This is a genomic window from Mucilaginibacter sp. JRF (assembly GCF_015223065.1).
Lineage (GTDB): Bacteria > Bacteroidota > Bacteroidia > Sphingobacteriales > Sphingobacteriaceae > Mucilaginibacter.
Genome location: NZ_JADFBY010000004.1, coordinates 88,304 through 113,055 on the forward strand (window position 1 = coordinate 88,304; position 24,752 = coordinate 113,055).

At 45.6% G+C, this 24,752-nt stretch carries 23 protein-coding genes; 12 read left to right on the top strand and 11 right to left on the bottom strand.

The genetic code is table 11. The features are described from left to right. The first annotated feature begins 64 nt into the window (after positions 1-64). Both IM792_RS11730 and IM792_RS11735 read left to right on the top strand, forming a co-directional pair. Positions 65-3,286 carry a DPP IV N-terminal domain-containing protein gene (locus tag IM792_RS11730; protein WP_228085053.1) on the top strand — a complete coding sequence of 1,074 codons (3,222 nt, stop codon included), beginning with the start codon at positions 65-67 and terminating at the stop codon, positions 3,284-3,286. Between the two features lie 11 nt (positions 3,287-3,297). Further along, positions 3,298-3,897, top strand: coding sequence for a fasciclin domain-containing protein (locus tag IM792_RS11735; protein WP_194102058.1), 600 nt, complete (start codon positions 3,298-3,300; stop codon positions 3,895-3,897). A gap of 154 nt (positions 3,898-4,051) precedes the next feature. On the opposite strand, the gene IM792_RS11740 is transcribed toward IM792_RS11735, so the two are convergent. Continuing rightward, entirely contained in the window at positions 4,052-4,411 is a 360-nt protein-coding gene (locus IM792_RS11740) for a GIY-YIG nuclease family protein (protein ID WP_194102059.1), read from the bottom strand. 82 nt (positions 4,412-4,493) lie between these two features. Here IM792_RS11740 and IM792_RS11745 point away from each other — a divergent pair, with 82 nt between their 5' ends. The 4 genes from IM792_RS11745 (at position 4,494) to bioD (ending at position 7,513) form a co-directional block, all read left to right on the top strand. Continuing rightward, entirely contained in the window at positions 4,494-5,267 is a 774-nt protein-coding gene (locus IM792_RS11745) for a LexA family transcriptional regulator (RefSeq protein WP_194102060.1), read from the top strand. Positions 5,268-5,335: 68 nt separating this feature from the next. Next, entirely contained in the window at positions 5,336-5,695 is a 360-nt protein-coding gene (locus tag IM792_RS11750) for a hypothetical protein (RefSeq protein WP_194102061.1), read from the top strand. An 80-nt stretch (positions 5,696-5,775) separates the two neighbouring features. After that, the gene (locus IM792_RS11755; protein ID WP_228085055.1) at positions 5,776-6,906 is read left to right on the top strand and encodes an 8-amino-7-oxononanoate synthase; all 1,131 of its coding nucleotides are present in this window, start codon (positions 5,776-5,778) and stop codon (positions 6,904-6,906) included. Continuing rightward, positions 6,896-7,513, top strand: coding sequence for a dethiobiotin synthase (gene bioD / locus IM792_RS11760; protein WP_194102062.1), 618 nt, complete (start codon positions 6,896-6,898; stop codon positions 7,511-7,513). Before IM792_RS11755 ends, bioD begins: the two co-directional genes overlap by 11 nt. 78 nt (positions 7,514-7,591) lie before the next feature. On the opposite strand, the gene IM792_RS11765 is transcribed toward bioD, so the two are convergent. From IM792_RS11765 to IM792_RS11795, 7 genes are all read right to left on the bottom strand, one after another. Beyond that, positions 7,592-8,437: an SDR family NAD(P)-dependent oxidoreductase gene (locus tag IM792_RS11765; protein WP_194102063.1), complete on the bottom strand. Its 846-nt coding sequence runs from the start codon at positions 8,435-8,437 to the stop codon at positions 7,592-7,594. Positions 8,438-8,523: 86 nt separating this feature from the next. Beyond that, complete coding sequence (locus IM792_RS11770) at positions 8,524-9,468, bottom strand: AraC family transcriptional regulator (RefSeq protein WP_194102064.1); 945 nt, start codon at positions 9,466-9,468, stop codon at positions 8,524-8,526. Between the two features lie 83 nt (positions 9,469-9,551). Beyond that, a complete protein-coding gene (locus IM792_RS11775) occupies positions 9,552-10,526 on the bottom strand; it encodes an ankyrin repeat domain-containing protein (protein WP_194102065.1) in 975 nt (324 codons plus the stop codon). Between the two features lie 20 nt (positions 10,527-10,546). After that, a complete protein-coding gene (locus IM792_RS11780; RefSeq protein WP_194102066.1) occupies positions 10,547-11,992 on the bottom strand; it encodes an ankyrin repeat domain-containing protein in 1,446 nt (481 codons plus the stop codon). After that, complete coding sequence (locus tag IM792_RS11785; protein WP_194102067.1) at positions 11,982-12,488, bottom strand: CDC27 family protein; 507 nt, start codon at positions 12,486-12,488, stop codon at positions 11,982-11,984. The genes IM792_RS11780 and IM792_RS11785 overlap by 11 nt, the downstream gene beginning before the upstream one ends. A gap of 44 nt (positions 12,489-12,532) precedes the next feature. Beyond that, positions 12,533-13,237, bottom strand: coding sequence for a hypothetical protein (locus IM792_RS11790; protein ID WP_194102068.1), 705 nt, complete (start codon positions 13,235-13,237; stop codon positions 12,533-12,535). A 90-nt stretch (positions 13,238-13,327) separates the two neighbouring features. Then, on the bottom strand, positions 13,328-13,660 hold the full coding sequence (locus IM792_RS11795; RefSeq protein WP_194102069.1) for a DUF4870 domain-containing protein: 333 nt from the start codon (positions 13,658-13,660) through the stop codon (positions 13,328-13,330). A gap of 217 nt (positions 13,661-13,877) precedes the next feature. On the opposite strand from IM792_RS11795, the gene IM792_RS11800 reads away from it, so the two are divergent. Further along, positions 13,878-15,818 (top strand): LuxR family transcriptional regulator, encoded by a 1,941-nt coding sequence (locus IM792_RS11800; protein ID WP_194102070.1) that lies wholly within the window; start codon positions 13,878-13,880, stop codon positions 15,816-15,818. 4 nt (positions 15,819-15,822) lie between these two features. Here IM792_RS11800 and IM792_RS21410 read toward each other — a convergent pair whose 3' ends face one another. Beyond that, positions 15,823-15,945, bottom strand: a complete 123-nt coding sequence (locus IM792_RS21410; protein WP_255521482.1) for a hypothetical protein — start codon at positions 15,943-15,945, stop codon at positions 15,823-15,825. A gap of 68 nt (positions 15,946-16,013) precedes the next feature. On the opposite strand from IM792_RS21410, the gene IM792_RS11805 reads away from it, so the two are divergent. Further along, the gene (locus IM792_RS11805; protein WP_194102071.1) at positions 16,014-16,469 is read left to right on the top strand and encodes a GNAT family N-acetyltransferase; all 456 of its coding nucleotides are present in this window, start codon (positions 16,014-16,016) and stop codon (positions 16,467-16,469) included. Positions 16,470-16,474: 5 nt separating this feature from the next. On the opposite strand, the gene IM792_RS11810 is transcribed toward IM792_RS11805, so the two are convergent. Both IM792_RS11810 and IM792_RS11815 read right to left on the bottom strand, forming a co-directional pair. Further along, on the bottom strand, positions 16,475-19,183 hold the full coding sequence (locus tag IM792_RS11810; protein ID WP_194102072.1) for a carboxypeptidase-like regulatory domain-containing protein: 2,709 nt from the start codon (positions 19,181-19,183) through the stop codon (positions 16,475-16,477). A 207-nt stretch (positions 19,184-19,390) separates the two neighbouring features. Further along, positions 19,391-20,374, bottom strand: coding sequence for an aldo/keto reductase (locus tag IM792_RS11815; protein WP_194102074.1), 984 nt, complete (start codon positions 20,372-20,374; stop codon positions 19,391-19,393). Positions 20,375-20,529: 155 nt separating this feature from the next. Here IM792_RS11815 and IM792_RS21295 point away from each other — a divergent pair, with 155 nt between their 5' ends. The 4 genes from IM792_RS21295 (at position 20,530) to IM792_RS11830 (ending at position 24,747) form a co-directional block, all read left to right on the top strand. After that, a complete protein-coding gene (locus tag IM792_RS21295; RefSeq protein ID WP_228085057.1) occupies positions 20,530-20,841 on the top strand; it encodes a hypothetical protein in 312 nt (103 codons plus the stop codon). Positions 20,842-20,864: 23 nt separating this feature from the next. Continuing rightward, entirely contained in the window at positions 20,865-21,425 is a 561-nt protein-coding gene (locus IM792_RS21300; protein ID WP_228085059.1) for a response regulator transcription factor, read from the top strand. Positions 21,426-21,508: 83 nt separating this feature from the next. Beyond that, complete coding sequence (locus IM792_RS11825; RefSeq protein ID WP_194102076.1) at positions 21,509-22,906, top strand: sulfatase-like hydrolase/transferase; 1,398 nt, start codon at positions 21,509-21,511, stop codon at positions 22,904-22,906. A gap of 1,001 nt (positions 22,907-23,907) precedes the next feature. After that, positions 23,908-24,747, top strand: coding sequence for a beta-1,6-N-acetylglucosaminyltransferase (locus IM792_RS11830; protein ID WP_194102077.1), 840 nt, complete (start codon positions 23,908-23,910; stop codon positions 24,745-24,747). Positions 24,748-24,752 lie beyond the last annotated feature (5 nt).

Consider the following 24,752-nt stretch of genomic DNA (forward strand, 5'->3'; position numbering starts at 1 on the left):
TTTTTTCGCCAGTAACTAAACTTTATATATTTCAGTAAATTAGCTTCATCCTATCATAGCATATATGAACAAACTTTACACCTGCATTTTTACCGGTAAAACTGCCCGCTACACCTTAGCGGTTTTAGGTATGTTGGCCTTCGCGTTGCTTAACCCGCAGCAAGGTAAGGCGCAGTACTTCGGTCAAAATAAAGTACGTTATAAAAAGCTCGATTTCAAAGTGTACAAAACGCCGCACTTTGATATCTATTATTACATGAAGAATGATAGCCTGATACGCCGTTTCGCGCAGGAGAATGAACTTTGGTATACATTACATCAGCAGGTTTTCAGAGATACCTTTTTGCGGGCTAACCCTATCATTATATACAACAACCACCCCGACTTTCAGCAAACCACCGCTATTGATGGCGAGATAAGCGTGGGTACAGGTGGTGTTACCGAGGGCTTAAAAAACCGTGTGGTAATGCCTATTATGGAAACCAACCACACCACCCGCCACGTATTGGGCCATGAGTTGGTACATGCCTTTCAGTACCATATTTTGTTAGGTAAGGATTCAACCAGTTACGAAAACCTGAACAACATTCCGCTGTGGATGATAGAGGGTATGGCCGAATACCTGTCCATCGGTAAAAAGGATGCTTACACCGCCATGTGGATGCGTGATGCTTATCTGAATAAGGACATCCCAACGGTAAAAGATCTGACGGAGAGCAACAAATACTTCCCTTACCGTTATGGTGAGGCGTTTTGGTCGTTCATTGGGTCGACCTATGGTGATACGGTTATTGTGCCTTTCTTTAAAAACACGGCGCGTTTTGGCTTGCAATACGGCATCAGGCGCACATTTGGGTATGATGATAAAACCCTGTCGACCTTGTGGAAGAACTCTATCGAGTCCACCTACAAACCTATGCTGAAGGACACCGCCCAAAAAACCATTGGCTTTAAGGTAGTAGATAATAAGAATGGCAGCGATATGAACGTTGCGCCAAGTGTTAGTCCGGATGGTAAGTATATCACTTTCCTATCATCGCGAGATCTGTTCAGTATCGACCTCTTTTTAGCGGATGCAAAATCGGGCAGGATAATCAAGAAGCTGACCAGCAAAATATCAAACACGCACATTGATGAATTTAACTTCATCGAATCGGCGGGCGCGTGGTCGCCGGATGGTAAGCAGTTCGCCTTTAGCGTGTTTAATAAAGGCCGCAACCAAATGGTGGTTATTGATGTGCCAAGCGGCCGCATGAGGCATAACATACCTATGGGCAAGGCCGAGCAGTTCAGTAACCTCTCGTGGTCGCCCGATGGTAAGAACATTGTTTTCCAGGGCTTGTACGAGGGCCAGGGCGACCTATATTCCTACAACTTTGATACTAAAAAGGTAACACAGCTTACTAACGATAAATATTCAGACTTTCAGCCAAGCTATTCAAAGGATGGCAAGAAGATAATATTCAGCAGCGACCGTACCACTTACGATAAGGGTACCGCGCAGGATATTCCTTTCAACCTTGCCGAGCTTGATATTGCTACCGGTAAGGTAACTGATATTAAGATATTTGATGGCGCTAACAACCTTAACCCGCAATATTCGGCTGATGGAAGTAAGATATACTTCCTGTCAAACCAGGATGGTTTCCGTAACCTGTACAGCTACGAGCTGGCCACCGGTAAAACCGACAGGATGACCAACTACTTTACAGGCATCAGCGGTATAACGGAGTTTTCGCCGGCGTTAAGTGTATCAAACAGCGATGATATTGTTTACTCGTATTACCGTGCTCAAAAATACACCCTGTACAACGCCAAGGCTACCGACTTTAAGCCCGAAACCGTGCAAACCGGCGTGGTTGATTTTACAGCGGGTATGTTGCCTCCGCCACGTTCGGTAGGTGTTGATCTGATCAACTCAAACCTGAATAACTTTTTGGCCTACCCTCGCCTGCGTACCGATTCAATAAAAAGCGCACCATACAAACCCATGTTCAAGCTTGATGCTTTGGCAAGTAGCGGTATAGGTATTGGTGTTAATAGCTTTTACGGCACCGGTCTTTCAAGCGGTATACAAGGTATTTTTAGTGATATACTGGGGCAAAACCAACTGTATGCTGCGGCATCAGTAAACGGACAGATATATGATTTTGGCGCGCAGATAGCCTACATCAACCAAAAAAGCCGTTGGAATAAGGGTATCAGCGTATCGCATATTCCGTATCAGTTTGGTTTTTATAATACTGCGGTTGGCACACAGGAGATCAACGGCAACCAGGAAAGGGTTTATTATGAGGACAGCTACATCATCCGTAACTTTGAGGACGCGGTTAACCTGTTCACCTCTTACCCGCTCTCGCGCATCAACCGTATTCAGTTGGGTGTAGGTGCATCATACAACACTTACCGTACCGATCGCTACCGTAATACTTATGTGATAGATACCACCACATCGGCATTGTACTATTACAATTTCGAGCGCAAAAAAATTCCAAATTCCGAAGTTGATAACCTGGGTTTTGGGTTTAACCTTAACTCGTTCGCGTTGTTAAACTCAAGCCTGGCTTTGATAGGCGATAACTCATTTTTTGGTATTGCCGCGCCATTGAACGGCTTTAGATACCACATTGAGGCGCAATATGTATTCGGCACATACAAATTCTTCGCCCCTACTATTGATTTACGTAAATACCTGCGTGTAGCACCTGTTACCTTTGCAGCCCGCTTGTATGGTACCGGCCGGTTTGGCGAGAATAACCTGTATCCGTTATATGTAGGTTATCCGTTTTTGATCCGCGGTTACGAATCGCAAAGCTTTTACAATGCCGATAGGTTGCCAAGCAATGGCTTTGGCTTTAACCAGCTTTCGGGTAGCCGTATAGCGGTGGCTAACTTTGAGGTAAGACTACCATTTACCGGTCCGGAGAAACTGGCGCAAGTAAAATCGAACTTTTTGTTTACTGATTTGAACCTGTTTTTTGATGCCGGTTTAGCCTGGAACGCGGGCAACCAGATCAAATTCCAAAAAGGACCTGACTTTTTAGGTTATGATGTATTGCGTGATGAAACAGGCGAGCCTGTTCGTGATACTAACGGCCAAACCTTTGAGGATAGAAACACGCCGCTGTACAATAACAACCAGCGTGTACCGGCATTAAGCGCGGGTATATCATTACGTGTAAATTTATTTGGCGCGCTGATATTGGAACCATATTTTGCCATACCATTTAACCGTACCGATGTTAAAAAACCTGTGTTTGGCTTCAACTTTACGCCGGGCTGGTAGTTATTAGGTATATGTATAATTTATTTTTTATGCGTTTTAAGGCGCTTGTATTTGTATTGATGTTTGTTTTGGCGCAGGCCACGTTTGCTCAAACTACTGCTGTAACCTCAAAAAATGTGGAGGGCAGCATTATGGCATCAAATAAAACGGCTTATGATAACCTGAAGTTCGCACCCAATTTTTCGACATTTATAGGGTTGGTAGATGCCGCCGGATTAAAAAGCGCCTTAACCGCGCAAAAACCAATTACCGTTTTGGCACCTGCCAACAAAGCATTTGAGGATTTACCCGTAGGTGTGTTAGATACCTTACGCAAGCCCGAAAATAAGGTAGCGCTTATCAACTATGTCAAGAGTTATATTATACAAGGCAAATACACCTCGGCTGATTTGGCGAGGCAAATAAAAACAGGCAATGGCCAGGCGAAATTAACTACCATAGCGCCAACCACATTATTAGCTAAGGTAAACGCCAACCGTAACGTTACACTTACCGATGCGTTCGGTTTGCAAACCATCATCAGCAGGTACGATATTTTGGCCAGCAACGCCGTATTGCATACCCTCACAGCGGCTTTATCCGTAAGCCTGCCTATCCCACTAAATAAATAGCGAAAACAGCTGGCCGTTACATTCGGCAAAGTGGGCAATAATTTGATAGGAACAGACCCCGGGCTTGGGATCAGGATAGGATAAGGTTTTTATCGGGATAACATCTCATAACTCAATATATAATAATATATCGGGTTAATGGCCGTACTATATATTAAAAAGTAACGGCCGAACGGCGTGAGCTGCTTAATGATGGGCGCATCATTGGTCTTTGGCGCATGTTGTGCTCCATGTTGAGGCCGATGGTAAGGTCTATCCACTCCTTATTTACCGATCTTATCATTTTCTCTTTTTGCGGGCGGGTAAAAGTGCTTACATATTTAAAGCGTTCCATAGCCTGCTCCTCCGAGTTGATCTCCTCAAAATAAACCAGGCGGCTTAATTGCTGCGCGCTGTCAAAAAACAGGGTGGGCATTTGCTTGTAAAAATCCAGTGTTTTTAGCAAATCGGCACAAAGGCCTACGTGTAAGTTGTTGCGGTTACGGTCGGTTATGATATAAATATAGCGTTTCATGACAATAAAATTTGCTGTTTAAAAAATAATTACTAATTTTATGAGCATAAAAATACTAACAATTTTAGTAAATCCAAATTTTATGTCAATTATTTCATCAAATATTAAATTTCTCAGAAAAAAGAAAGGCTTAACACAGCAACAGTTTGCAGATCAGATAGGTATAAAACGATCATTAGTGGGTGCATACGAGGAGCAACGTGCCGAGCCGAAATATGATTTACTAAAAATTATAGCAGCTTTTTTTGAGATCAGCATTGATGATTTTATAAATGAAACCATTGATGATAAATGGGCGCCAAAACCAAAAGGCAATCCGGCTAATTTAAGGGTGCTCAGCATATCGGTTGATAAGGATGATAACGAGAATATTGAGTTAGTACCTATGAAAGCCAGCGCAGGCTACCTTAATGGTTATGCCGACCCTGAATATGTGGCGCAGCTGCCTAAGTTCTACCTGCCCATGTTTAACCAGGGCACTTACCGCGCGTTCGAGATAAAAGGCGACTCGATGCTGCCCCTGCCATCAGGCGCTATTATTATAGGCCAGTATGTTGATAACTGGGCCGAGGTTAAACCCGGTGAAACCTATGTGGTGATCTCAAAAAATGATGGTGTAGTATATAAACGTATCGGCAATAAATTCAAGGATAATAAAAAGTTGAAACTAATGTCAGACAATCCGGCTTATGACCCATATGAAATAAGCGGCGAGGATGTACTGGAAATTTGGAAGGCCAAAGGTTACATATCTACCGAGTTGCCTCAGCCAACACCTGAGCCTACCATGGAGAGCATGACGGCGATGATGGCGCAGATGCAACGCTCCATTTCAAAGCTGCAAGGCAACAATTAAGTTACACGGATGCAACTAAACTATTTGGCGGTACATTTATCCAAGCATCTGTAACACAACTTAAAAACATGAAAAAAATTCTGTTAATGTGCTGCCTTTTTGTATGTATCGCGGCAGCAAGCCACGCCCAGGGCGGCGGCAGAAGGTTTAACCCCGAAGACAGGGCAAAACAGCTACAAACTGAATTAAAACTGAGCGATGAGCAAACTACCAAAGTAACCGCTATATACAAAGCGCAGTTTACTAAGATGGATAGTTTACGCAAAGCCGGTGGCGATTTCCGTAGCTCAATGCGCCCGCTTATGGATTCAACCAACAAGCAGGTTAAAGCTATTTTAACCCCCGAACAAGCGGCTGCTTTTGATAAAGCACAGCAAGAACGCATGAACCGTATGCGCCAGGGTGGTGGCGGTGGTGGCCCGCAATAAGGCTTACCATTTTAATTATTAAAGAATACGAAAGCGGCTATCTGCCGCTTTTTTTATTTTTGCCCAAACACATAGGCAATTTGAAACGGGCAGCAGATATTATTAAGCATCGATTGGCAGACAGGCAGCAGGCCGGTAACTACCGCACCCTGAAGCCAGAAAACAGCCTGATCGATTTTTGCTCGAATGACTACCTGGGCTTTGCCCGATCGCCCCGGTTAAAGCAAATGATAGCCGGTGAGATCGCGGCACATCCTGAAAGTCATAATGGTTCGGCAGGTTCACGTTTGTTAGCCGGTAACCTTAATTATACTGAACAGTTGGAGGCAAGCATAGCCGCGTATCATGATTGCGAGGCGGGATTATTGTTTAATTCGGGATATGATGCTAATATCGGCCTGTTCTCCTCCCTCCCGCAACGTGGCGATACCATTATTTTAGATGAACTCGCACACGCCTCCATTATTGATGGCGCAAGGCTGAGCAATGCTAACCGCTATACCTTTAAGCATAACGATCTGCAAAGTTTGGAGGATAAGCTAAAAGCCGCCAAAGGCACCATATATATAGGTATCGAAAGTATCTACTCCATGGATGGAGATGCCCCGCCCCTTGCAGCCATACTTGATCTGGCCGACAGCTACGGGGCAGCCGTTATAGTTGACGAAGCACATGCCATCGGCTTATACAAAAACGGACTGGTGCAACAGCTTGGTTTGCATTATCGGGTATTTGCGCGGGTAATAACCTTCGGCAAGGCAATGGGCTGCCACGGAGCGATAGTTTTAGGGAGCGATGATCTGCGTAATTATCTCATCAACTTCGCGCGATCTTTTATTTATACTACGGCGGCATCTTTTCATCAGGTGGCATCCATTCAATCGGCATATCAGTTTTTGGGTGGGGCTGATGAGGCTATTTCCGCATTAAAAAATAACATTGCCCAATTTAAAAGTAACATTATAAAACATCCCGACTATCCGCTTATTGAAAGCAATAGCGCCATACAATGCATCGTTTTAAAGAGTAATGATAAGGCTAAGCAAATAGCCACGGCGCTACAACAGGCGGGTATTGATGTTCGGCCGATTTTAAGCCCTACCGTGCAGCAGGGCAGCGAACGCATCAGGATATGCCTGCATGCCTATAATACCGCGGCCGAAATAACCTTACTTACTGATACCATTAACCACTACCTGAATGAGCAATAAGCAACCCATATTTATAACCGGCATTGGCACCGGCATCGGCAAAACCATTACATCGGCCATAGTGGTTGAAAACCTGAAGGCCGATTACTGGAAACCTATACAATCCGGCGATCTGGATCAGAGCGACACCTTGAAAGTTAAGGCGATGATAGGTAACACCACAACCACCTTTCATCCGGAAACTTACCGACTTACCCAACCATATTCGCCACATAAATCGGCGGCATTGGATGGTATCACCATTGATCTGCAAAAATTCGTATTGCCGCAAACCGATAACCAATTGGTAATTGAAGGCGCAGGCGGGCTGATGGTGCCGCTTAATGCCGATTATTTGATTGTCGACCTGATAAAACAATTAGGGGCGAAAGTTATACTGGTATCGCAAAACTACCTGGGCAGTATTAACCATACGCTGCTATCGGTATCGTTGCTAAAACAATACGATATAGCTATCGAGGGCATCATTTTTAATGGCGATGCCGACAAATACTCCGAAGATTATATACTGAACTATACCGGTATAAAATTACTCGGCCGCATACCTCACCTACCATCGCTGGATCAGGCTGCTGTGGCAAGGGCGGGGGCTTATCTTAGCCTATAAATCATCGCTACGTTATAAAAAAAGCGGCAGACCATCATGATCTGCCGCCTTTTCTATCAGTCGTTTACAGGGGTACTATTACTTTTGAAAATCGGTTGATTTGCTGATGCTTTCAAAAGCGGCCAGGTCATGCTGAACGGCCTCTATCTTGCTGTTAGCCATACCGAATGAATCAGAACCCAGGAACAGGTGCAATGGGCGTTCTTCCATTTCGGCTACTTTGATAAAAGCAGCGGCGGCATTTTCAGGATCGCCGGGCTGGTTACCGATGATCTGCTCGTTGTGGATCACTTCCAGATCGCGGGCTTCCTTGTAATCAGCTATTGGGTTGGCAGCGGTACGCAGCGAGCCTTGCAGCAGAAAGTTGGTTTTAAAATATCCCGGATAAACAATAGTGGCTGAGATACCCATTGATTTTACTTCTGCCGATAATGCCTCGGTAAAACCGGCCACGGCAAATTTGGTGGCATTATAAACTCCCCATCCCGGGAAGGTGCCCAAAAAGCCAGCGATAGATGAAATATTGAAGAACGCGCCTGCCCTTTTCTCGCGGAAGTGAGGCATTACGTTGCGGATAACGTTTAACGAGCCGAACACGTTAACATCAAAATTTTGACGGGCCTCGGCATCGCTCAATTCCTCCAATGTACCCAGCTGACCGTAGCCCGCATTGTTTACCACAACATCAATACCGCCTAAAGTGGCTATAATTTGCGCGATGGTTTTGGCTACGCTATCATTATTGGCGATATCCATTTGCAGGGGTAAAAAATCGGCACCGGTGTAGCCTACTTCTTCGCTCAGCGCCGCGGCATCGCGTGATGTGGCGGCTACCTTGTAGCCCTCATTTAGCAAACGTTTTACAAGTGTTAAACCTAAACCTTTTGAAGCTCCTGTAACGAACCATACTTTTTGTGTTTTCATGACAATGATTATTTAATTGTATGACACAAAGGTGGCTACAATGGCCCGGCAAGCACTTATTCAGATCATAGGGATATTTGCGAGTTTCAAATATTGGCGGGAGCCAGCGTACTTTTCCTAAACACCGATGGCGACAGATTAGCCTTCTTCCTGAAAAATGAGGTGAATGCTGCCTGGCCTGAAAAGCCGAGGCCGTCGCTTATTTCGCTGATGTCCCAGTCGGTTTGTACCAGTAATGATTTGGCTTCGTATAGCAGCCTGTCCTGTATATGTTCGCGCAGGGTTTTGCCGGTATGGTTTTTAACCAGCGAGTTGAGGTAGTTGGGGTGCACATGCAATTCATCAGCAAACTCGGCGGCGGTTTTTAGCTTCACCATGCTATCGCGCTGCTGTACCCTAAAGGCCGATTCCAGTAGGGACAGAAAACGATAAATATATCCGTATCCCTCGGTTACCGGTGTTTCGGGGCGTGTGCGCCCGGCACGCTGGCTTTCAAGCAACAACATTTGCAGTTGCAGCAATATAGCCTGCTTTTTATCCTCATTACTGCCCCGCTCCTCGTTCAGCATCACCTCAAAATAATTGTTGATGTTGGCGGATTGCGCTTCGGTTAGCTGAACAACACAGTTAACCGGTTTAAAATACGGGTACTGGCGCAACAGGTGCAGCACATGGTCGGCATCACGTTCAAAATAGGCCGGATGTATCAAACAAAAATGCCCACCTGTTTCTGCCGATGTGGTTTGCCATGACATGATCTCGTCCGGGTGAAGAAAGGCTATCTCATTCGGCCCCATCTCGTAACGGTGCAAACCGATGGTGAGGATGCCGGTCCCGGCCGTCATGTGGAAGATCTTGTAAAACTTACGGCGGTGCGGCGATATATAATCCTTAACCGGGTAGTTGTCGCGGTTTTGAATAACAAAGTATTTTGAATCAAGCGGATAATGTTCCAGGTTAAGCAGCGGCACCTTGTATTCATCGTGCGCAAACTTTTCCAGCTCCATGCGGGGTATCATTGATCCATCCATAAGGCAAATGTATTTATTTTGAATTTAAGCAAAATAGCGCATACGGTGGTATGCGCTATTCATTTTTAAACTATCAGGATGCCTTAATTTTCGGCACCGGCCATTAGCAGTTGCTCCACAATTTCGGTGTAGCCACGTTCGGTAACAAAGTGCATGGCGCTGTCGCCGTTATTATCAACCGCGTTAACATTGGCGCCGTTATCTATCAGCATGGCGGTAAAATCATTAAACCCGCATTGGGCAGCCACAATCAGCGGTGTTTCGCTAAAACTGTTACGGCCGTTAACCTCAGCGCCTGAGTTAATAAGCAGTTTACCCAAATGATGATTGCCTATACCCGCCGCGTAATGCAGTACCGAGTTACCGTTCAGCACGTTCAGGTTTACGTTGGCGCCATGCTTAATCAGCATTTCGGCCAGGTGCATGTTCGAGTTGTTGACCGCCAGGATCAGGGTACTAACCCCGGCGTTGTTCAAATCATTAATGTTTGATGCATCGGCAGATAAAAGCGCCCTTACGGTTTCGCTTTGGTTGTTGTATACCGCCTGGTGCAGCGGCGTGTTACCATGATCATCCTTTTGGCCCGGGGTGCCTGATGATATATCGGCTATCAGATCGCGCATACCATTAGCCGTGGCATGGTCAAGCACGTTGTAGCCCGCATTATCCTTCACTGTGGTATCGGCACCCAATGCAATCAGGTATAGGGCTGTTTCGGTTTTCATACCCAGCACGGCATAAAACAGCGGGGTTTGGCCGCTGTTGTTGCTCGCGTTAACATCAGCACCGGCATCAGTCAGTTGCTTAATAATATCCTTGCTGCCAATACGGGCGGCGCAGTGCATGTGCGTTTCGCTAATGTTGTTGGCCTGGTTAACATCGGCACCGGCATCAATCAGCATCTTAACAATATCCTTAGCGCCTTTCGCGCTCACGTAATAAAGCGGCGTATTGCCCAGGCCATCACGCTTATCCAGGTTGATGCCTCCTTTTTTCAGGAAGGCCTGAACTATTCCTTTTTGCGCGTTTTTGCACGCGTTTAAAAACATGTTATCCATAGGTAGATGTATAAATATTTTTATGCCATGGCGGTAAGCAACAGCTTTACCACCGGCTCGTTATCATTTTGTACGGCAATATCCATAGCGGTCTGTCCGGCATTGTCAACGCGGTCAACCGTCGAAGCATCCTGATCCACTATCAGCGATACCATCTTTTTGCCCGACATTTTATCGGCATTGCCCGCGGCGTACATTAAGGCGGTTTTGCCTGCCTTATCGGTATAGGTGGTATCGGCATTATTATCAAGCAGCAGCTCGGCAATGCCGTACTTTTCTTCGTTACCCTTGGTAGCGAAACTCATTAACGGTGTTTTGCCCCAGGTGTTTGGTTTGTTTATATCGCAACCTGCATCTATCAGTTCCTCCACCAGCGCGGCATTCAAATCGGCCAGGTAACCGGCCTGGCATACCAGGTTGATAGCCGTATCGCCATCGTTATTTACGGCTTCATCCAGCTCAAAACCGTGAGAGATTAATGCACGGAGCATCTTCACCACATCCTTCAAGTCCTGGCTCATGCCCCGGCCAAAATTGCCGATGGACTTGGTAAGCAGGCAATACATCGCCGTTTCGCCACTGCCCGATTTAAAGTTCACATCGGCCCCACCATCGGTCAAGGCCTTTACCAATGGCAGCGACGGATATTCGCAGGCCAGCATTAACGGTGTACGGCGATACTGGTCAGATACCTCATTGGCATCCGCTCCCGCTTTAAGCAATGCCTCAACGGCAACTACATCACGGTTCAGTACGGCTTCGTGCAGTGTCATGCCGCCGGTTACGGTATCGCTTTCATCGCCAGCTAACAGGGCGGCAATTTCTTTAACACCGCTGCGCTGGGCATAAGTTAGCGGTGTGGTACCATAAACATCTTTATCCTCTGTGTCGATCCCGCTTTTTTCGAGCAGGGCACGCACGGTTTGTGTAGCGGCCTCAATAGCGCCGGGAATAGTTTTGCGGTGAACCAGCTTTTCGCAAATAACATGCAGCAGGTTTTTGCCCTCGCCATCGGTAGCATCCATCTTTACACCGGCATCGCCCATGGCATTAATAAAAGGGAACATGTATAACAACCCCGCCTCAAAGTAAGCCAGCTTGCCGCTGTCGTTCTTCTTTTTAGGGTTGATGCCCAGCTCCAATAGTTGCTGCGCGGTTTGGTATATCTTATCGGCTTTAGTATCGAGTTCAGGGTTATTAAGATCAAACTTGGTAGTTACCAGCGCGTGCAGTGCCGTGTTGCCATATTTATCGGGGGAGGGTCTTAATCCGGCTTCTTTCAGGAATTTGATACCCTCTGCATCAGTAAAACGGGCGGCCAAATGGTATAAGCCTTCCTCCTGCTCGTTCACTATGGTAACATCGGGCAGTGCTTTATACAGGCCGGTTACGTCAATAGCATCTGCCGCCGAGGCGAACATATTTTTATGATAAGCATCCCTTATCGTGTTGAATTCATTTGTCATGGTTTAATTTGTTTTTGGCTATCTGCAAAGCATCGTTAACATTACGGTAGTTTTTGTATGCTATGGGCGATGCCAGTTCAATTACCCGGGCATACTCGCCCAATAAAAGCCAGCAATCGGTTTTTAGCCGCACAATGGCATCATGCACCTCGCCGGTAAACTGGGCCACATACTTTTTGCTGATGCTTTGCAAATGATCATTGGTTTGGTTTTGTTTATCAGATAATGCCTTGTGCAACTCATCAGTATGCTGCACTCCGCGATTGTTGGTCACGGGTAGCTGCGCCTGAGCATGATCAAGACACATAATTGTTTGGCGGTAGTTGTTTAACCAATAGCAGCACAGGGCAAGGTTATACCATGTTGATGCCTCATTGGTTGGGGCGCGCTTAAGCAAGGCATAAGCTTCGGCGTAGCGGCCCTGGGTTAGTAAATGTGTTATCAATACCTCATCGGTATTGGTAGCGGTGTTGGTTTGTGTTGATCCTAATAACATGGGCAGATGTAAGGTATTAAACTGACGGAGCAGTGTATTTGTTATCAAGGCTCATTCAACGGCATAATACTTACACGCAGGCATATCATTTTTGTTGAATCAACCTTATCAGTATAAAAAGGCACGGGCACGCTATCGGTATAGTTTATTTTTTGATATTGATCAGCACCGCGCACCTTTTGTTTTATGGGGTGAGCCAGCACAAACAGGTCGCCATCGGTTGGGTTTGAAATACCTACGGCATCAGCGCCGAGGGCGGCCCAGTACTCATCCATAATGGTATAATCAATACCGGGATAGGTTTGCCCGCGTTCGGGTTGCCTTACGGGGTTAAACATAAAGTACTCGTTAACCCTTTCATATACCTCCTGCTCCATGCCGTCGTTATCGTATTTACGACTGCTGGACAAGGTAAGATCCTGAAACAGCCAGTAGTAACCCCGTTTCTGAAAATCCCACATGTTTAGCATATTCTTGAACCTGAAGTGCAGTGTATCAACCCGCCACAGTTTGGCGGCCTTTTTATCAAGCATACGTATGCTGATGTGTATACGCTGGCCCAGGCTATCGAGCCGGTAAATGGTATCCTGCATATCGGGCTTGATGTAGCCCTTGCTCAACTTAAATATAAGCGGAACCTTGGGCAGCTTAAACGGCGCTACCGTATAGGTATCCTTTGAGTTGCAGGCGGCAAGCAGCCCTGATAGCAGCAGGCTTATTATTAAAAAATACTTGGTTGTAAACTTCATAACCGTTAAGGACTTTATGTTTCACTTAAACAGAAATTAGAGAGGAGGCCGCCCCTACAGTAGCCCCCTCTCAAGCAACAAGTATTCAGGTTATTTTGTAAAATCGAATTTGCCTTCAAACAGCTTGCCTACAACCGGCAGTGGTTTTATGGCTTCGTTATTGGCGGTAACAATACCCAATAACAGCAGTATTAATGATATTAATGTAACAGCCAGCGATATAAAATACAATGATGGCACTACGGCAACCAGTACTGATATAACTATACCCAACACAAACGACAAAATAATTAAGCCCAATGACTGGCCTAAATGGTAGTTTACCAATGCGCTTTTGTCAGCACGCTTTTTGTACTCCAGATACGAGATCACCCATCCTATGATGGTGATGTAAGCCACAATGGCCATGCTTTTGTTAGTCATGATATTTGTTTTTTTAAGTTAAATGATGGAAGCAAAATTATGACCGCCATCATCCCACACCAAATAATAGGAGCCTACAGGGTGTCTACAGCAAAAAGCAAAAGCGTCTACAAATCATCTACAACAAATTGCTAAGTATTTGTGTTACAATAGTTATCATTGCAAAACACGGCGTTAACCGATACAGTAATGCGCTGTGTATGATATATTTACCTTTATGCCTTATAAAAAACTACTGGCCGCAGCCGCATTTTTTATGCTGATGGGCCATAAACTACCTGTAGCCGCGCAATCGCTCATTATTGATTCGTTACAGCGTGCCTTACAGGCTGCTGACGATAAACACAAACCCGTAGTAATGGCCGAGCTGGCCCGTGCCGGTTTTGAAAAGGATATTGACCGCGCCATTAAGCAAAGCGAGCAAGCCATACTGTTAGCCAAAAAAAATAACGATAACGGCGCACGTGCCTTTTGCTACGCCACTATGGCGCATTTGCTGGTACAAAAGGGAATAAAAAAGCGAGCATCGAGCTATATTGACAGCGCGGTACGTTACGCCAATAAAACCAATAACCACGCATTGGCGGCTTTTGGATGGATGCGCAAAGGCTGGTTTGATTACGTTGAGGGTAATGATGAAAAGGCCATGTCGGGATTTTTGCAGGCCGAAAAACTGATAGAACAGGCAGAGGATCGCCGGTCGGTAAGCTACCGGGTGCTTATTAACCATTACATTGCCAGCATATACGCTTACGGTAGCGATACACTTAAGCACCATAAATACGCGCAGGCCTGCTACAATGATGCGCAACGCAGCGGCTACCCGGATGATATACAGCTGGGCTACATGACCATGGCGCACAGCTATTTCTCAGCTTTCGAGCGTGATACTACCAAACGGAAATTACTGAACACATCGTTAAACTATTACCGCCTGGCCGCGACCAATTATGAGCGTAACCGCGACAAAATATTGATACAAAGCAATGCCGCTGTAACGGCGCTGAATATGGCGAACAGTTATTTTAAATACTTCCCGCTCTCGTATCGCGATAGCGCCATAAAATATATTAACCTGGCCCTTGAAATTGGCAGGCGTACCAAAAGCAAGGAGGTGATAGCCAATTGCTACGGCATATTAAGCGAGTACGCCCTGCGCGAACGTAATTTTAAACAGGCCGAACAATATCTGCAAACCGGCATCGCTGAGCTTGCCGGTTCATCATCGGGGGTTGATATTACCCGCTCGCGCATGATGTTGGGGCTGGCCAACGTAGCCGAAAAGAGCGGCGACATCAGCAAAGCCCTCACCTATTATAAGCAATACACCGCTTACTATGCCAAGGTGTTCGACGCGCAAAAGCTGACCATAACACAGCAGTTGGAAGAGGATTATCAATCCACACAAAAGGAGAACGAGATCATTCGCCTGCGTGAACGTGCCGATTATAACCGGCGGCTAAACTGGCTGTATGTGCTTATTGGCTCGGTAGGTATCATATCGCTGGCATTGTTGCTTAGCTCGTACCATTTCAGACTAAAGGCTTCGCTAAAACAAAAGCAGCTAACCGAACAGGAAAAGGAGGAAGCTGAGCTGTTAGCCAAACTACAACAGGCCGAAGCTCAGCGCCTCACCCTCGAAAAGCAGGAAGCCGAACTACAGGCCAATCTGCGTAACGAGGAAAGCGCCAAACTGCAAGCGCAGCAGGAACTTTTGCAGGATCGTACCGAATGGCTCGAAAAAGAGCTGTTAGCCGGAACACTCAAGATAGAGGAAAAGAACGCTATACTGGAAGTGCTGAAAGAAAAAGCCCGCACCGCCGACTCGCCTACTGTGGCACGGCAGATCGGTCGGATAATCAACCAAAACCTGCGGATGGATAAGAACCTGGATGAGCAGCAACAGGCATTCAGCAACATACACCCTGGTTTTTTCAGCAGCTTGCAGGAGCGTGCCGATAACACGCTTACCCGCCTCGATTTGAAATATTGCGCCTACATATTAATGCGGCTGGATAACAAGGAAGTGGCCAACCGCTTAGGTGTTGAGCCCAAGAGCATCCGCATGGCACGTTATCGCCTAAAACAAAAATTAAAGCTTGATAAGGGTATGAACCTCGACCAATTCATCCAGTCGCTTGAGAAAGCGGAGGGTTAGGTGGTTAGGTGGTGAGTGGTGAGTGGTGAGTGGTGAGTGGTGAGTGGTGAGTGGTGAGTGGTGAGTGGTGAGTGGTGAGTGGTGAGTGGTGAGTGGTGAGTGGTGAGTGGTGAGTGGTACAGACCATATAGAGCCTTGTTTTGATATTTTTTAATTTATGGGTGATGTTGTGGCGTACATTTTTACTTTTACTGCATGGATACCATCACCCTGAAACGCACCAACAGTACCGACCCTGAATTCAGAACCCTGATAGCCGAACTGGATAAAGACCTGCGGGAACGTAATGGCAGCGTAATGGATATTTACGATCAGCATAACATCATAGAGTATGTTGATACCGTGGTAATTGCCCATATAAATAATGAACCGGCAGGATGCGGTTGCTTTAAACCTTACGATGCTGATGCCGTGGAGATAAAACGCATGTTCGTTCGTGCCCCGGCACGTGGGCAAGGCATTAGTAGCAAAGTACTTACCGAATTGGAAAAATGGGCCACAGAGCTTGGCTTTAAACAAACCGTACTCGAAACCGGCAGCAAACAAACCGAAGCATTAGCCCTGTACTGCAAAGCAGGCTATACCCAAATACCACCTTACGGCCCATACGTTGATTTGCCGGATAGTATTTGTTTTAGGAAAGAGTTGTAGCCAACCTATTCCACATTATAGTAAAATACGCTGCGGCCAAGCACACCCGATGCGCCAATACCTTCAACCGTAACTTTGTAGCGCCCGCTGCCATCGGCATTAAAATAGCTGGCTGTGGCTTTACCTAATTTATTGGTACGTATATCGGGGTTCCAGTATATGGTTGAGCGAAGGTCGGGAACATTGGGATCATTCTTCACATCATATCGTGGCGAGTAAAACTCTTTAACCCGGGCATAGCCGCGTGGCGTTGTCAATACTTGTGATGGGGTGTATGATTTTCGGGTAAACCCTCTTTTAGTTTGTATAACTATAGCCGGTGCACCCAACATAGATATTTGAGCCATGCTTGTACGTACCACCTGTATCTTTTGAATATCCGTTATGGCCATACCATTTCCATTTAAAAGGTCGCTTGCCTCTAATGAATCTATCCGCGATCCGTCAACTACTACTATCATGGGTGCAAGTTTATCAGCCATTCTTGAATGCGGCCAGTTAGGCAATGTACCGTTTTGAGAAAAGGTTACGCCACGCAACTCGCCCATCAAACATATCCATAACGCGCCACAAACTTTGGTTGAATCGGGTATGAAAACCTGGTCGGCGGCAGCTTCAGGAATACTGTACCCCCCCAATGCTCCTACCCTGTTTATCTGCTTGGCTTTGATCTTTACTTCATCAAGTTCCCTGCCTTGTGTTAAAGTACCGTACTTTTGATCTTCGGCCTTGCGCTTGTTTACAAAGGTTTCTGCATTCTTGTATACGTTGGTAAAAAGGTCGGGCTGGTTTTTATTCAGGCCTGTGCCGGGCGTTGTAGTTTTATCTAATACAATTTGCACATTGGTGCTGCCCTTGGCAGTTTTGCCCTGTACGTTAAACTTTATTGATTCGGGTATCACTACATTAAAAGTGAAACGGCCGTCGGCATCGGTAGTGGTATCAGTTAAGGGCATAGCGGGCGAAAACAGCAGCACATTGCCCCCCGCCACAGGCTTACCACCCAGCGTAAGTAATTTGCCCGATATTACTGTGGCCAGCTTTTCGGCCTTGAATTGCGGAGTTACCGGCTTGCCGCTTAACAATTCTTTCCACACAAAACGGCGGTAACCCTGCGTCATCATCAGGTTATCCAGATGCCGGGCAGCTTCGGCATTTTTACTGTTAAAATAATACCCCGGCTTTTCAACATACCCTTTCAAATCGGCGGTAAGTAACAACTGTGATTGTATGCTATTTTCATTATCCTCCTGTTCAGGCAACATGCTCTCGTTAACCGTGGTGATCGAAAAACTACCAATAACAGGCTTACCATCAGTTTGCAGGGCATCAATGTTTATGTTAACCTTTTCGCGGGTTTGGTAGACACTTTTTTCAGGGCGAATTTCCAGCACCATCTGGTCGTTCTTGTTTATAAAGCAAATGCGTTCGTTCAAAGGTTCGCTGTTTTGATCAAACAGTGAAAAATGTGCAATACCGGTTACAAGCGGCTTTTTTTCAACCCAAACAGATGTCATGGGTTTGGTGGGTTTAATAGTTGCGGCAAAGCCAATATCACCCCCATTGTGCGCCACTAAGGATACCGTTGCCCCCTGCTGCAATTGCGCAGCCGAAGTATAGATACGTACCAGCACACTATCGCCGGGTAAATTATGTATAGCGAGGGCATAGCCATTATCAACCGCGGCAGGCAAGGGTATCGTGGCTGCTGAGCCATCGGTATAATTTACTTTTGCGGTATACTTTTTACCCGTTTGCGGCATAAAGTTAAAAGTCCCCATACCCAAATGTGAGCTTTCAAATGCTACAACTTCCTGATTAATATCATCCAGCACCACGCCTTTAACATCAGTGCCTTTGCCATCGGGTGATACCGCCTTGAAAGCAACACGCGCAACAAAACCGTTAACCATTACTCCACCTTCAGGAAAAAACTGCATATCGCTTTGTACCAACCCCGGTTTTAAAGCAAAAACCTTAAGCACTTCGCGCTTAGCGGGCATTTCCATGGTGGTTTGTATGTAGGTTTGTTTGTAATTGGCTACCTGCTCGGGGCTAAGTTGTATTTTCACCTGGCCATTAGCATCAGTTTCTAAACGCTTTACGGCAATCTTGCTACCGTTTTTAATGTCGCATTTTACATCTTTACCTGCTATTGGCTGTCCGCCCTCATTGGTGTAGGTTAATAGGGCGTAAACCACCGGCTTACCATCGTGCTGTTCATACTGATATCTGATGTTGGCGGCAACTTCGGGATGCACCTTCACTACCGCCAAAGTATGGTCGAAAAAGAAATCATCGCCGGCATTACGCATCCACTCGGTATAAGCCCTTAAACGGTAATTGCCATCAGCCAGACCATCCTCAAGCGCGATAGTACCGCTGCTAAGCCCATTAATAACAGGCAGCTTAACACTTTTTTCGACCTGATTACGCTCGTTGATCAAATCAACATATACCGCGCCGCTAACTGCCGACAGCATGTGTTTTGCGCCTGCTGTAATGTAAGCTTTAAAATATAGTGTATCGCCTATGGCGTAGTAGGGTTTATCGGTATGTAAATAAATTTTCTCCTGCGGGATATTGGCCTTCCACTCCGCCAGGGCCGATGTAATTTTGTCGAGCGGAGCATCATCAATTTTAACAAAAGCCATTAGTGTAGCTACTGACAAGCAGACAGCCACAACAATAAAACGCGATAATAATTTAGGCATAACGTAACAGGGTTTGGTGTTACAATCCTATAAAAAAACCAACATAAAAGCAATAGCTATTTAAATGATTAATTGCCGGTTAGCCATTAAGGATAACGATTGTGTAATTTCAAATACAGGCAGACAAAATACTATACAAAAAAACGACGTACATACATTTTAAAGCTACTGTATATACGCCGTTTCCTAAGCTAATAGCTTATGCCATTACTTGCTCACATGCTTTTGCAGATGCTCAGGATAACGTGCCCCTTGCAAATCAATATTGGCGATAGCGCTTTCTATCTTGCTCAATGCATCGGCAGATAGTTCTATCTCAGTCGCGCCAATATTCTCCTGCAAACGGCTTAACTTGGTGGTACCGGGAATGGGCACTATCCACGGCTTTTGAGCCAACAGCCAGCCCAGGGCAATTTGCGCGGTGGTGGCATTAAGCTCCTGCGCGATACCTTTCAGTACCTCAACCAATGCCTGGTTGGCCTTAAGGTTTTCCTCAGTAAAGCGTGGTAATGTGGTGCGGAAATCACCACTTTCAAACTTAGTATCGGCAGTTATGGCTCCGGTTAAAAAGCCTCTGCCCAGCGGACTGAATGGCACGAAACCAATACCCAATTTTTCGAGGGTTGGCAATATCTCCGCCTCCGGTTCTCTCCACCAAAGTGAATATTCGCTTTGCAGGGCAGCCACAGGTTGCACGGCATGTGCCCTGGTAATGCTCTCCACATTAGCTTCTGACATGCCCCAATGCCTGATCTTACCCTCAGCTATCAGGTCATTTATAGTACCGGCTACGTCCTCAATAGGTACATTCGGGTCAACACGATGCTGGTAGAACAGGTCGATATAGTCGGTCTTTAAACGCTTTAGTGAAGCCTCTGCAACGCTCCTGATGTTTTCGGGGCGGCTATCAAGGCCGGTATTTGGCCTGCCATCCTTAAAACCGAATTTGGTAGCTATAATCACTTTATCTCTAAATGGCGCTAAGGCTTCGCCCAGCAATTCCTCGTTAGTGTAAGGGCCGTAAGCCTCGGCGGTATCAAAAAAAGTAACGCCGGCATCATAGGCATCACGCAATAGTTTTATACCCTGTTCTGTTTCTAACGCCTGGCCGTAAGCAAAACTTAAGCCCATACAACCCAAGCCAAGGGCTGATACTTCTAATCCGCTATTTCCTAAAATTCTCTTTTTCATTTTTGGTAAATTTATGATGCAAACTTAGGCACGTTGCTACTACTAAACTGTATACGCATTACTGTTTATACTACCAAATTTACTGATATGACCTTCGGCATATATACTACCACATTGTAATAACTAAATTTGTTTAACACCAACAGTAAAATACCATGCCCGATATAGTACAACTTGACAGCATAGCCCAGTATAACCAGATAAGGGGCATTGAAACCCTGCACCCGCTGGTATCGGTATTCAATATGGCCAATGCCAATTCCTTACCCGAGGGGACGTATAATTTTGGCCTGTATTCCATATTTTTCAAGGAGCTTAAATGCGGCGAACTGCGTTACGGGCGTAAACTGTACGACTACCAGGAAGGCACGCTGGTGTTCATAGCACCGGGACAGGTGTTGGGCGTTAAGCGTAAACCCGGTTTATCTGAGCCAAAGGTTGGACGCTATCCTTTCATCCCGAACTGATAAAGGGTACCCCGCTGGGGAAAATGATACAGGAATATTCATTCTTTTCGTACGATGCGGATGAGGCCTTGCATGTATCCGAAAAAGAAAAGCAACTATTGTTAGATTGCTTTGCCAAGATACGTTACGAATTGGAACAGACTATTGATAAGCACAGCCGCACGCTCATAACATCAAACATCGAGTTGTTGTTGAACTATTGCCGTCGTTTTTACGACAGGCAGTTCATCACCCGAGATAATGTACACAAAGGTTTACTTGAACGTTTTGAGGACTTGCTTAACAATTACTTTAGCTCAGACAAGCCGCAAACAGAGGGCTTACCATCTGTTGCGTGGTGCGCTGCTGAACTTAATCTATCTGCCAATTATTTTGGCGATCTCATCAAAAAAGAAACCGGCCGATCGGCAAATGATTACATCCACCTTAAAATAATGGATGTGGCCAAGGAGAAGATATTTGATACCCAACGTTCAGTAAGCGAAATAGCCTATCAGCTTGGCTTTAAATATCCGCAGCATTTTACCCGATTCTTTAAGCAGCAAACCGGGCAAACCCCTAACGAGTACCGTACATTAAATTAGGGTGATTGTATCATTTTCTTTATACATTAACAGCTTAGCTGTATAAAATGCTAATTTGGTATTACCTACCAATTAAAAGCATTATGAGGTTTTACACCACACCTATTAAGCTTGCGCTTGCCATCGTACTAACAACATCTGTTTTAGCTGCTATTATCAGCTGGCGCGATGTTGCTGATAACAAAGCGCCGGAGCGACCGAACATCATCTTCATTTTAACCGATGATATGGGCTATAGCGATATCGGCTGTTTTGGCGGCAGGTTTGTGCCAACACCTAATATCGACAGGCTGGCCAAACAGGGCCGCATGTTCACACAATACTACAGCGCGGCGCCAATTTGTTCGCCATCGCGGGCGGGCTTAATTACGGGTATGTACCCGGGCAGGTGGAACTTTTCAACTTATCTGGACAATAAAAAACATAACCGCAATGCTGAGCAGGCCGACTTTCTTGACCCGGCAGCGCCATCAATTGCCCGCTTTTTTAAGGATGTGGGCTATGCTACCGGTCATTTTGGTAAGTGGCACCTTGGCGGTGGGCGTGATGTAAAGAACGCGCCGGGATTTGAGCAATATGGCTATGACGAGCATGCCAGCACCTATGAAAGTCCGGATCCTGACCCGCTGATAACGGCCACTAACTGGATATGGTCTGACAAGGACAGCATAAAACGCTGGGATCGTACCAAATACTTCGTCGATAAAACGCTCGATTTTTTGAGCCGGCACAAAGGGCAGCCCTGCTTTATAAACCTTTGGCCCGATGATGTGCACACGCCCTGGGTTCCCCGAAAAGAAACGGAATACACCGGCAAATACCCCATGAATCCCGAGGAGGAAGATGCCTTTAAACTGGTACTTAAGGAATATGATGCACAAATAGGCCGATTGATGGATGGCCTGAAGCAAATGCGGATGGATAAGAACACCATTATTATTTTCACCAGCGACAATGGCCCGCTACCCAGCTTTAGAGGCAGCCGGGCAGGTGGCATGCGCGGCTCAAAACTATCGTTATATGAGGGCGGTACACGCATGCCCTTTATAATTGGATGGCCGGGGCACATACCCGCCGCCACTATCGATACCTCATCAATGATAGACGCTATCGACATGCTGCCATCCTTAGCGAAGATAGCAGGCGTTCATCTACCTAAAAACTACGCGGGCGATGGCGTTGACCGGAGTTCGGCACTATTGGGTAAACCATCAGCCCGAGCAAAGGAAATGTACTGGGAGTACGGACGCAATAATATAGCGTTCAGGTATCCGGCAGGCCGGGATAAAAGCCCAAACCTGGCCGTACGATCCGGAAAATGGAAACTGATCATGAACAGCGACGGCAGCGATGTACAGCTCTACAACATCAATACAGATCGTAACGAAACAAGTAATCTTGCTGAAAAGGAAGCTGATGTTACTAAAAACCTAAAGATTAAGTTGCAGAACTGGTGGGCTGGTTTGCCGAAGTTGAAGTAAATAATAAATCCCTCCCTGCCCAATTAGTATTACCCTTAAAAGCTGTAACCACAAATAACCAATCCTACCGGCATCAGAAATGCCCGGAGTAGCACAAGCCTTGCCCACGCACACCCTTTCACCGGGTAGGGCGTAGCCGGCAGTTTTTGCTTCTTTTGTCTGCACAAAAGAAGTTGAGGATAGGTAATGAAGATGCTCTGCTTTTACGAGAGGATTCAGCTTTAAACCAAAGGTTGTGCTTTAATTATCGTCAGCCTGCTCTTGGGCGCAGAGCCCAGTTACTTTACCTTAGATGCAAAGTAACCAAACATCAAGGCAGAAAAAACCTTCCTCCCACAGGCCATACTCCCTGGCCCGGTTTTCTGCCAGGCCGACGCTCTTTTTTATATTTAAGTTTGTTGGAAGTCCTCTCCATCGGGGAGGATTTAGGAGGGGTTGTACGAGTAATAATCTATCGCTTTGATATCAACGTGTACAGATTTCTCCTACGTCGAAATGACAAAGTTATTAGGTATTAAAAAAACGCGTCATTGTGAGGTACGAAGCAATCCCCGAGCGATTTGCTTGAAGAATGTCTTAAAGAGATTGCTTCGTTCCTCACAATGACGCAGTTGTTAAAACTCAGATAGGGTACGTGTTAAAACGATTTATGTAAAAACACCGTTTATAACATATGCTAACTATCGTCACAGTACTTTGCATACACATTCACGCATCGCATTACACATAAAAGTTTTAAGTATTGAGGTATTACTTTCCCAATAAGCGGGGCATTTTACCCCAAATTTTAAAGTTTCGTATAGCTTAAGGTTGTTTTATTAGAAAGAAATTAGAAACAACCTCACGTTTGAGTAATATTTAAATCAATAGTTAAACAATCAAAGAATTCACTATCAGATACTTAAATACAATATCAAGGTCTTTTTACATGGGTTTACACCCCTGTATGGCTGAATAATTGTATAATTTATGATTGCTATAATTGCAATAATTGACGAAAAATGCGTGTTGCCCATTTAATTTTAACATATACTGATCCGTTACTTACTGAGCGGTTGATCAAGAAGATCGCTCATCCTGATTTTGATTTTTACATACACGTAGATCTTAAATTCAGCATTGAGTCGTACCTGCATTTGGCCGACTTGCCTAACGTTTACCTGATAAAAAACAGGGAAGATGTGCGCTGGGCGGGCTATAATACCATTAAGGCTACGTTTAATTGCGTGCGCGAAATTGTTGAAACAGGTATTAAGTACGATTTTATCAACTTTTTAAGCGGGCAGGATTACGCCGTTAAGCCGGTTGAGTATATGGTTGATTTTTTCAAGAACAACACAGGCAAGCAATTTATACGCTACCAAAATGCCGAAACCACCTGGACCGAAGGCCAGAGCCGCGTTAGCCGCTATCATTTTGTTAATTTTAAGTTTAAGGGTAAGTACAGGTTAGAGTGGCTGATCAATTTATTACGCAGGCCACGCCGCCACTTACCGCAAAACCTGACCATGTGGGGCAAGGCCATGTTTTGGATGCTGAGTGCCGATTGTGCCATGTATGTAGTTGAGCGTGTTGAGGGCAGCCCGGAACTCCAAAAATTCCTGAAATATACCTGGGGTAGCGATGAATTCGTTTTCCAGACCATACTGATGGATTCGCCGTTTCGCGAGGCTTTGGTGAATGATGATTACAGATATATTGATTGGTCAAAGGGCGGAGCGCACCCAAAAACACTTACTGTGAACGATTTTGATAAGATAATGCAGTCAGATGCGTTATTTGCACGTAAATTTAGCACGAGTGTTGATATCGATATAATTGATAAGCTCGATAAGCTGTAACATCC

Coding starts and splice junctions, on each gene's coding strand:
- IM792_RS21410 (WP_255521482.1), bottom strand. CDS start 15,945: ATGGTCTGTACCACTCACCACTCACCACTCACCACTCACCACTCACCA.
- IM792_RS11790 (WP_194102068.1), bottom strand. CDS start 13,237: ATGAAGTTTACAACCAAGTATTTTTTAATAATAAGCCTGCTGCTATCA.
- IM792_RS11770 (WP_194102064.1), bottom strand. CDS start 9,468: ATGGATGGATCAATGATACCCCGCATGGAGCTGGAAAAGTTTGCGCAC.
- IM792_RS11735 (WP_194102058.1), top strand. CDS start 3,298: ATGTATAATTTATTTTTTATGCGTTTTAAGGCGCTTGTATTTGTATTG.
- IM792_RS11805 (WP_194102071.1), top strand. CDS start 16,014: ATGGATACCATCACCCTGAAACGCACCAACAGTACCGACCCTGAATTC.
- IM792_RS11810 (WP_194102072.1), bottom strand. CDS start 19,183: ATGCCTAAATTATTATCGCGTTTTATTGTTGTGGCTGTCTGCTTGTCA.
- IM792_RS11785 (WP_194102067.1), bottom strand. CDS start 12,488: ATGTTATTAGGATCAACACAAACCAACACCGCTACCAATACCGATGAG.
- IM792_RS11825 (WP_194102076.1), top strand. CDS start 21,509: ATGAGGTTTTACACCACACCTATTAAGCTTGCGCTTGCCATCGTACTA.
- IM792_RS11730 (WP_228085053.1), top strand. CDS start 65: ATGAACAAACTTTACACCTGCATTTTTACCGGTAAAACTGCCCGCTAC.
- IM792_RS11815 (WP_194102074.1), bottom strand. CDS start 20,374: ATGAAAAAGAGAATTTTAGGAAATAGCGGATTAGAAGTATCAGCCCTT.
- IM792_RS11795 (WP_194102069.1), bottom strand. CDS start 13,660: ATGACTAACAAAAGCATGGCCATTGTGGCTTACATCACCATCATAGGA.
- IM792_RS11745 (WP_194102060.1), top strand. CDS start 4,494: ATGTCAATTATTTCATCAAATATTAAATTTCTCAGAAAAAAGAAAGGC.
- IM792_RS11830 (WP_194102077.1), top strand. CDS start 23,908: ATGCGTGTTGCCCATTTAATTTTAACATATACTGATCCGTTACTTACT.
- IM792_RS11780 (WP_194102066.1), bottom strand. CDS start 11,992: ATGACAAATGAATTCAACACGATAAGGGATGCTTATCATAAAAATATG.
- IM792_RS11750 (WP_194102061.1), top strand. CDS start 5,336: ATGAAAAAAATTCTGTTAATGTGCTGCCTTTTTGTATGTATCGCGGCA.
- IM792_RS11765 (WP_194102063.1), bottom strand. CDS start 8,437: ATGAAAACACAAAAAGTATGGTTCGTTACAGGAGCTTCAAAAGGTTTA.
- IM792_RS11740 (WP_194102059.1), bottom strand. CDS start 4,411: ATGAAACGCTATATTTATATCATAACCGACCGTAACCGCAACAACTTA.
- IM792_RS21295 (WP_228085057.1), top strand. CDS start 20,530: ATGCCCGATATAGTACAACTTGACAGCATAGCCCAGTATAACCAGATA.
- IM792_RS21300 (WP_228085059.1), top strand. CDS start 20,865: ATGATACAGGAATATTCATTCTTTTCGTACGATGCGGATGAGGCCTTG.
- IM792_RS11775 (WP_194102065.1), bottom strand. CDS start 10,526: ATGGATAACATGTTTTTAAACGCGTGCAAAAACGCGCAAAAAGGAATA.
- bioD (WP_194102062.1), top strand. CDS start 6,896: ATGAGCAATAAGCAACCCATATTTATAACCGGCATTGGCACCGGCATC.
- IM792_RS11800 (WP_194102070.1), top strand. CDS start 13,878: ATGCCTTATAAAAAACTACTGGCCGCAGCCGCATTTTTTATGCTGATG.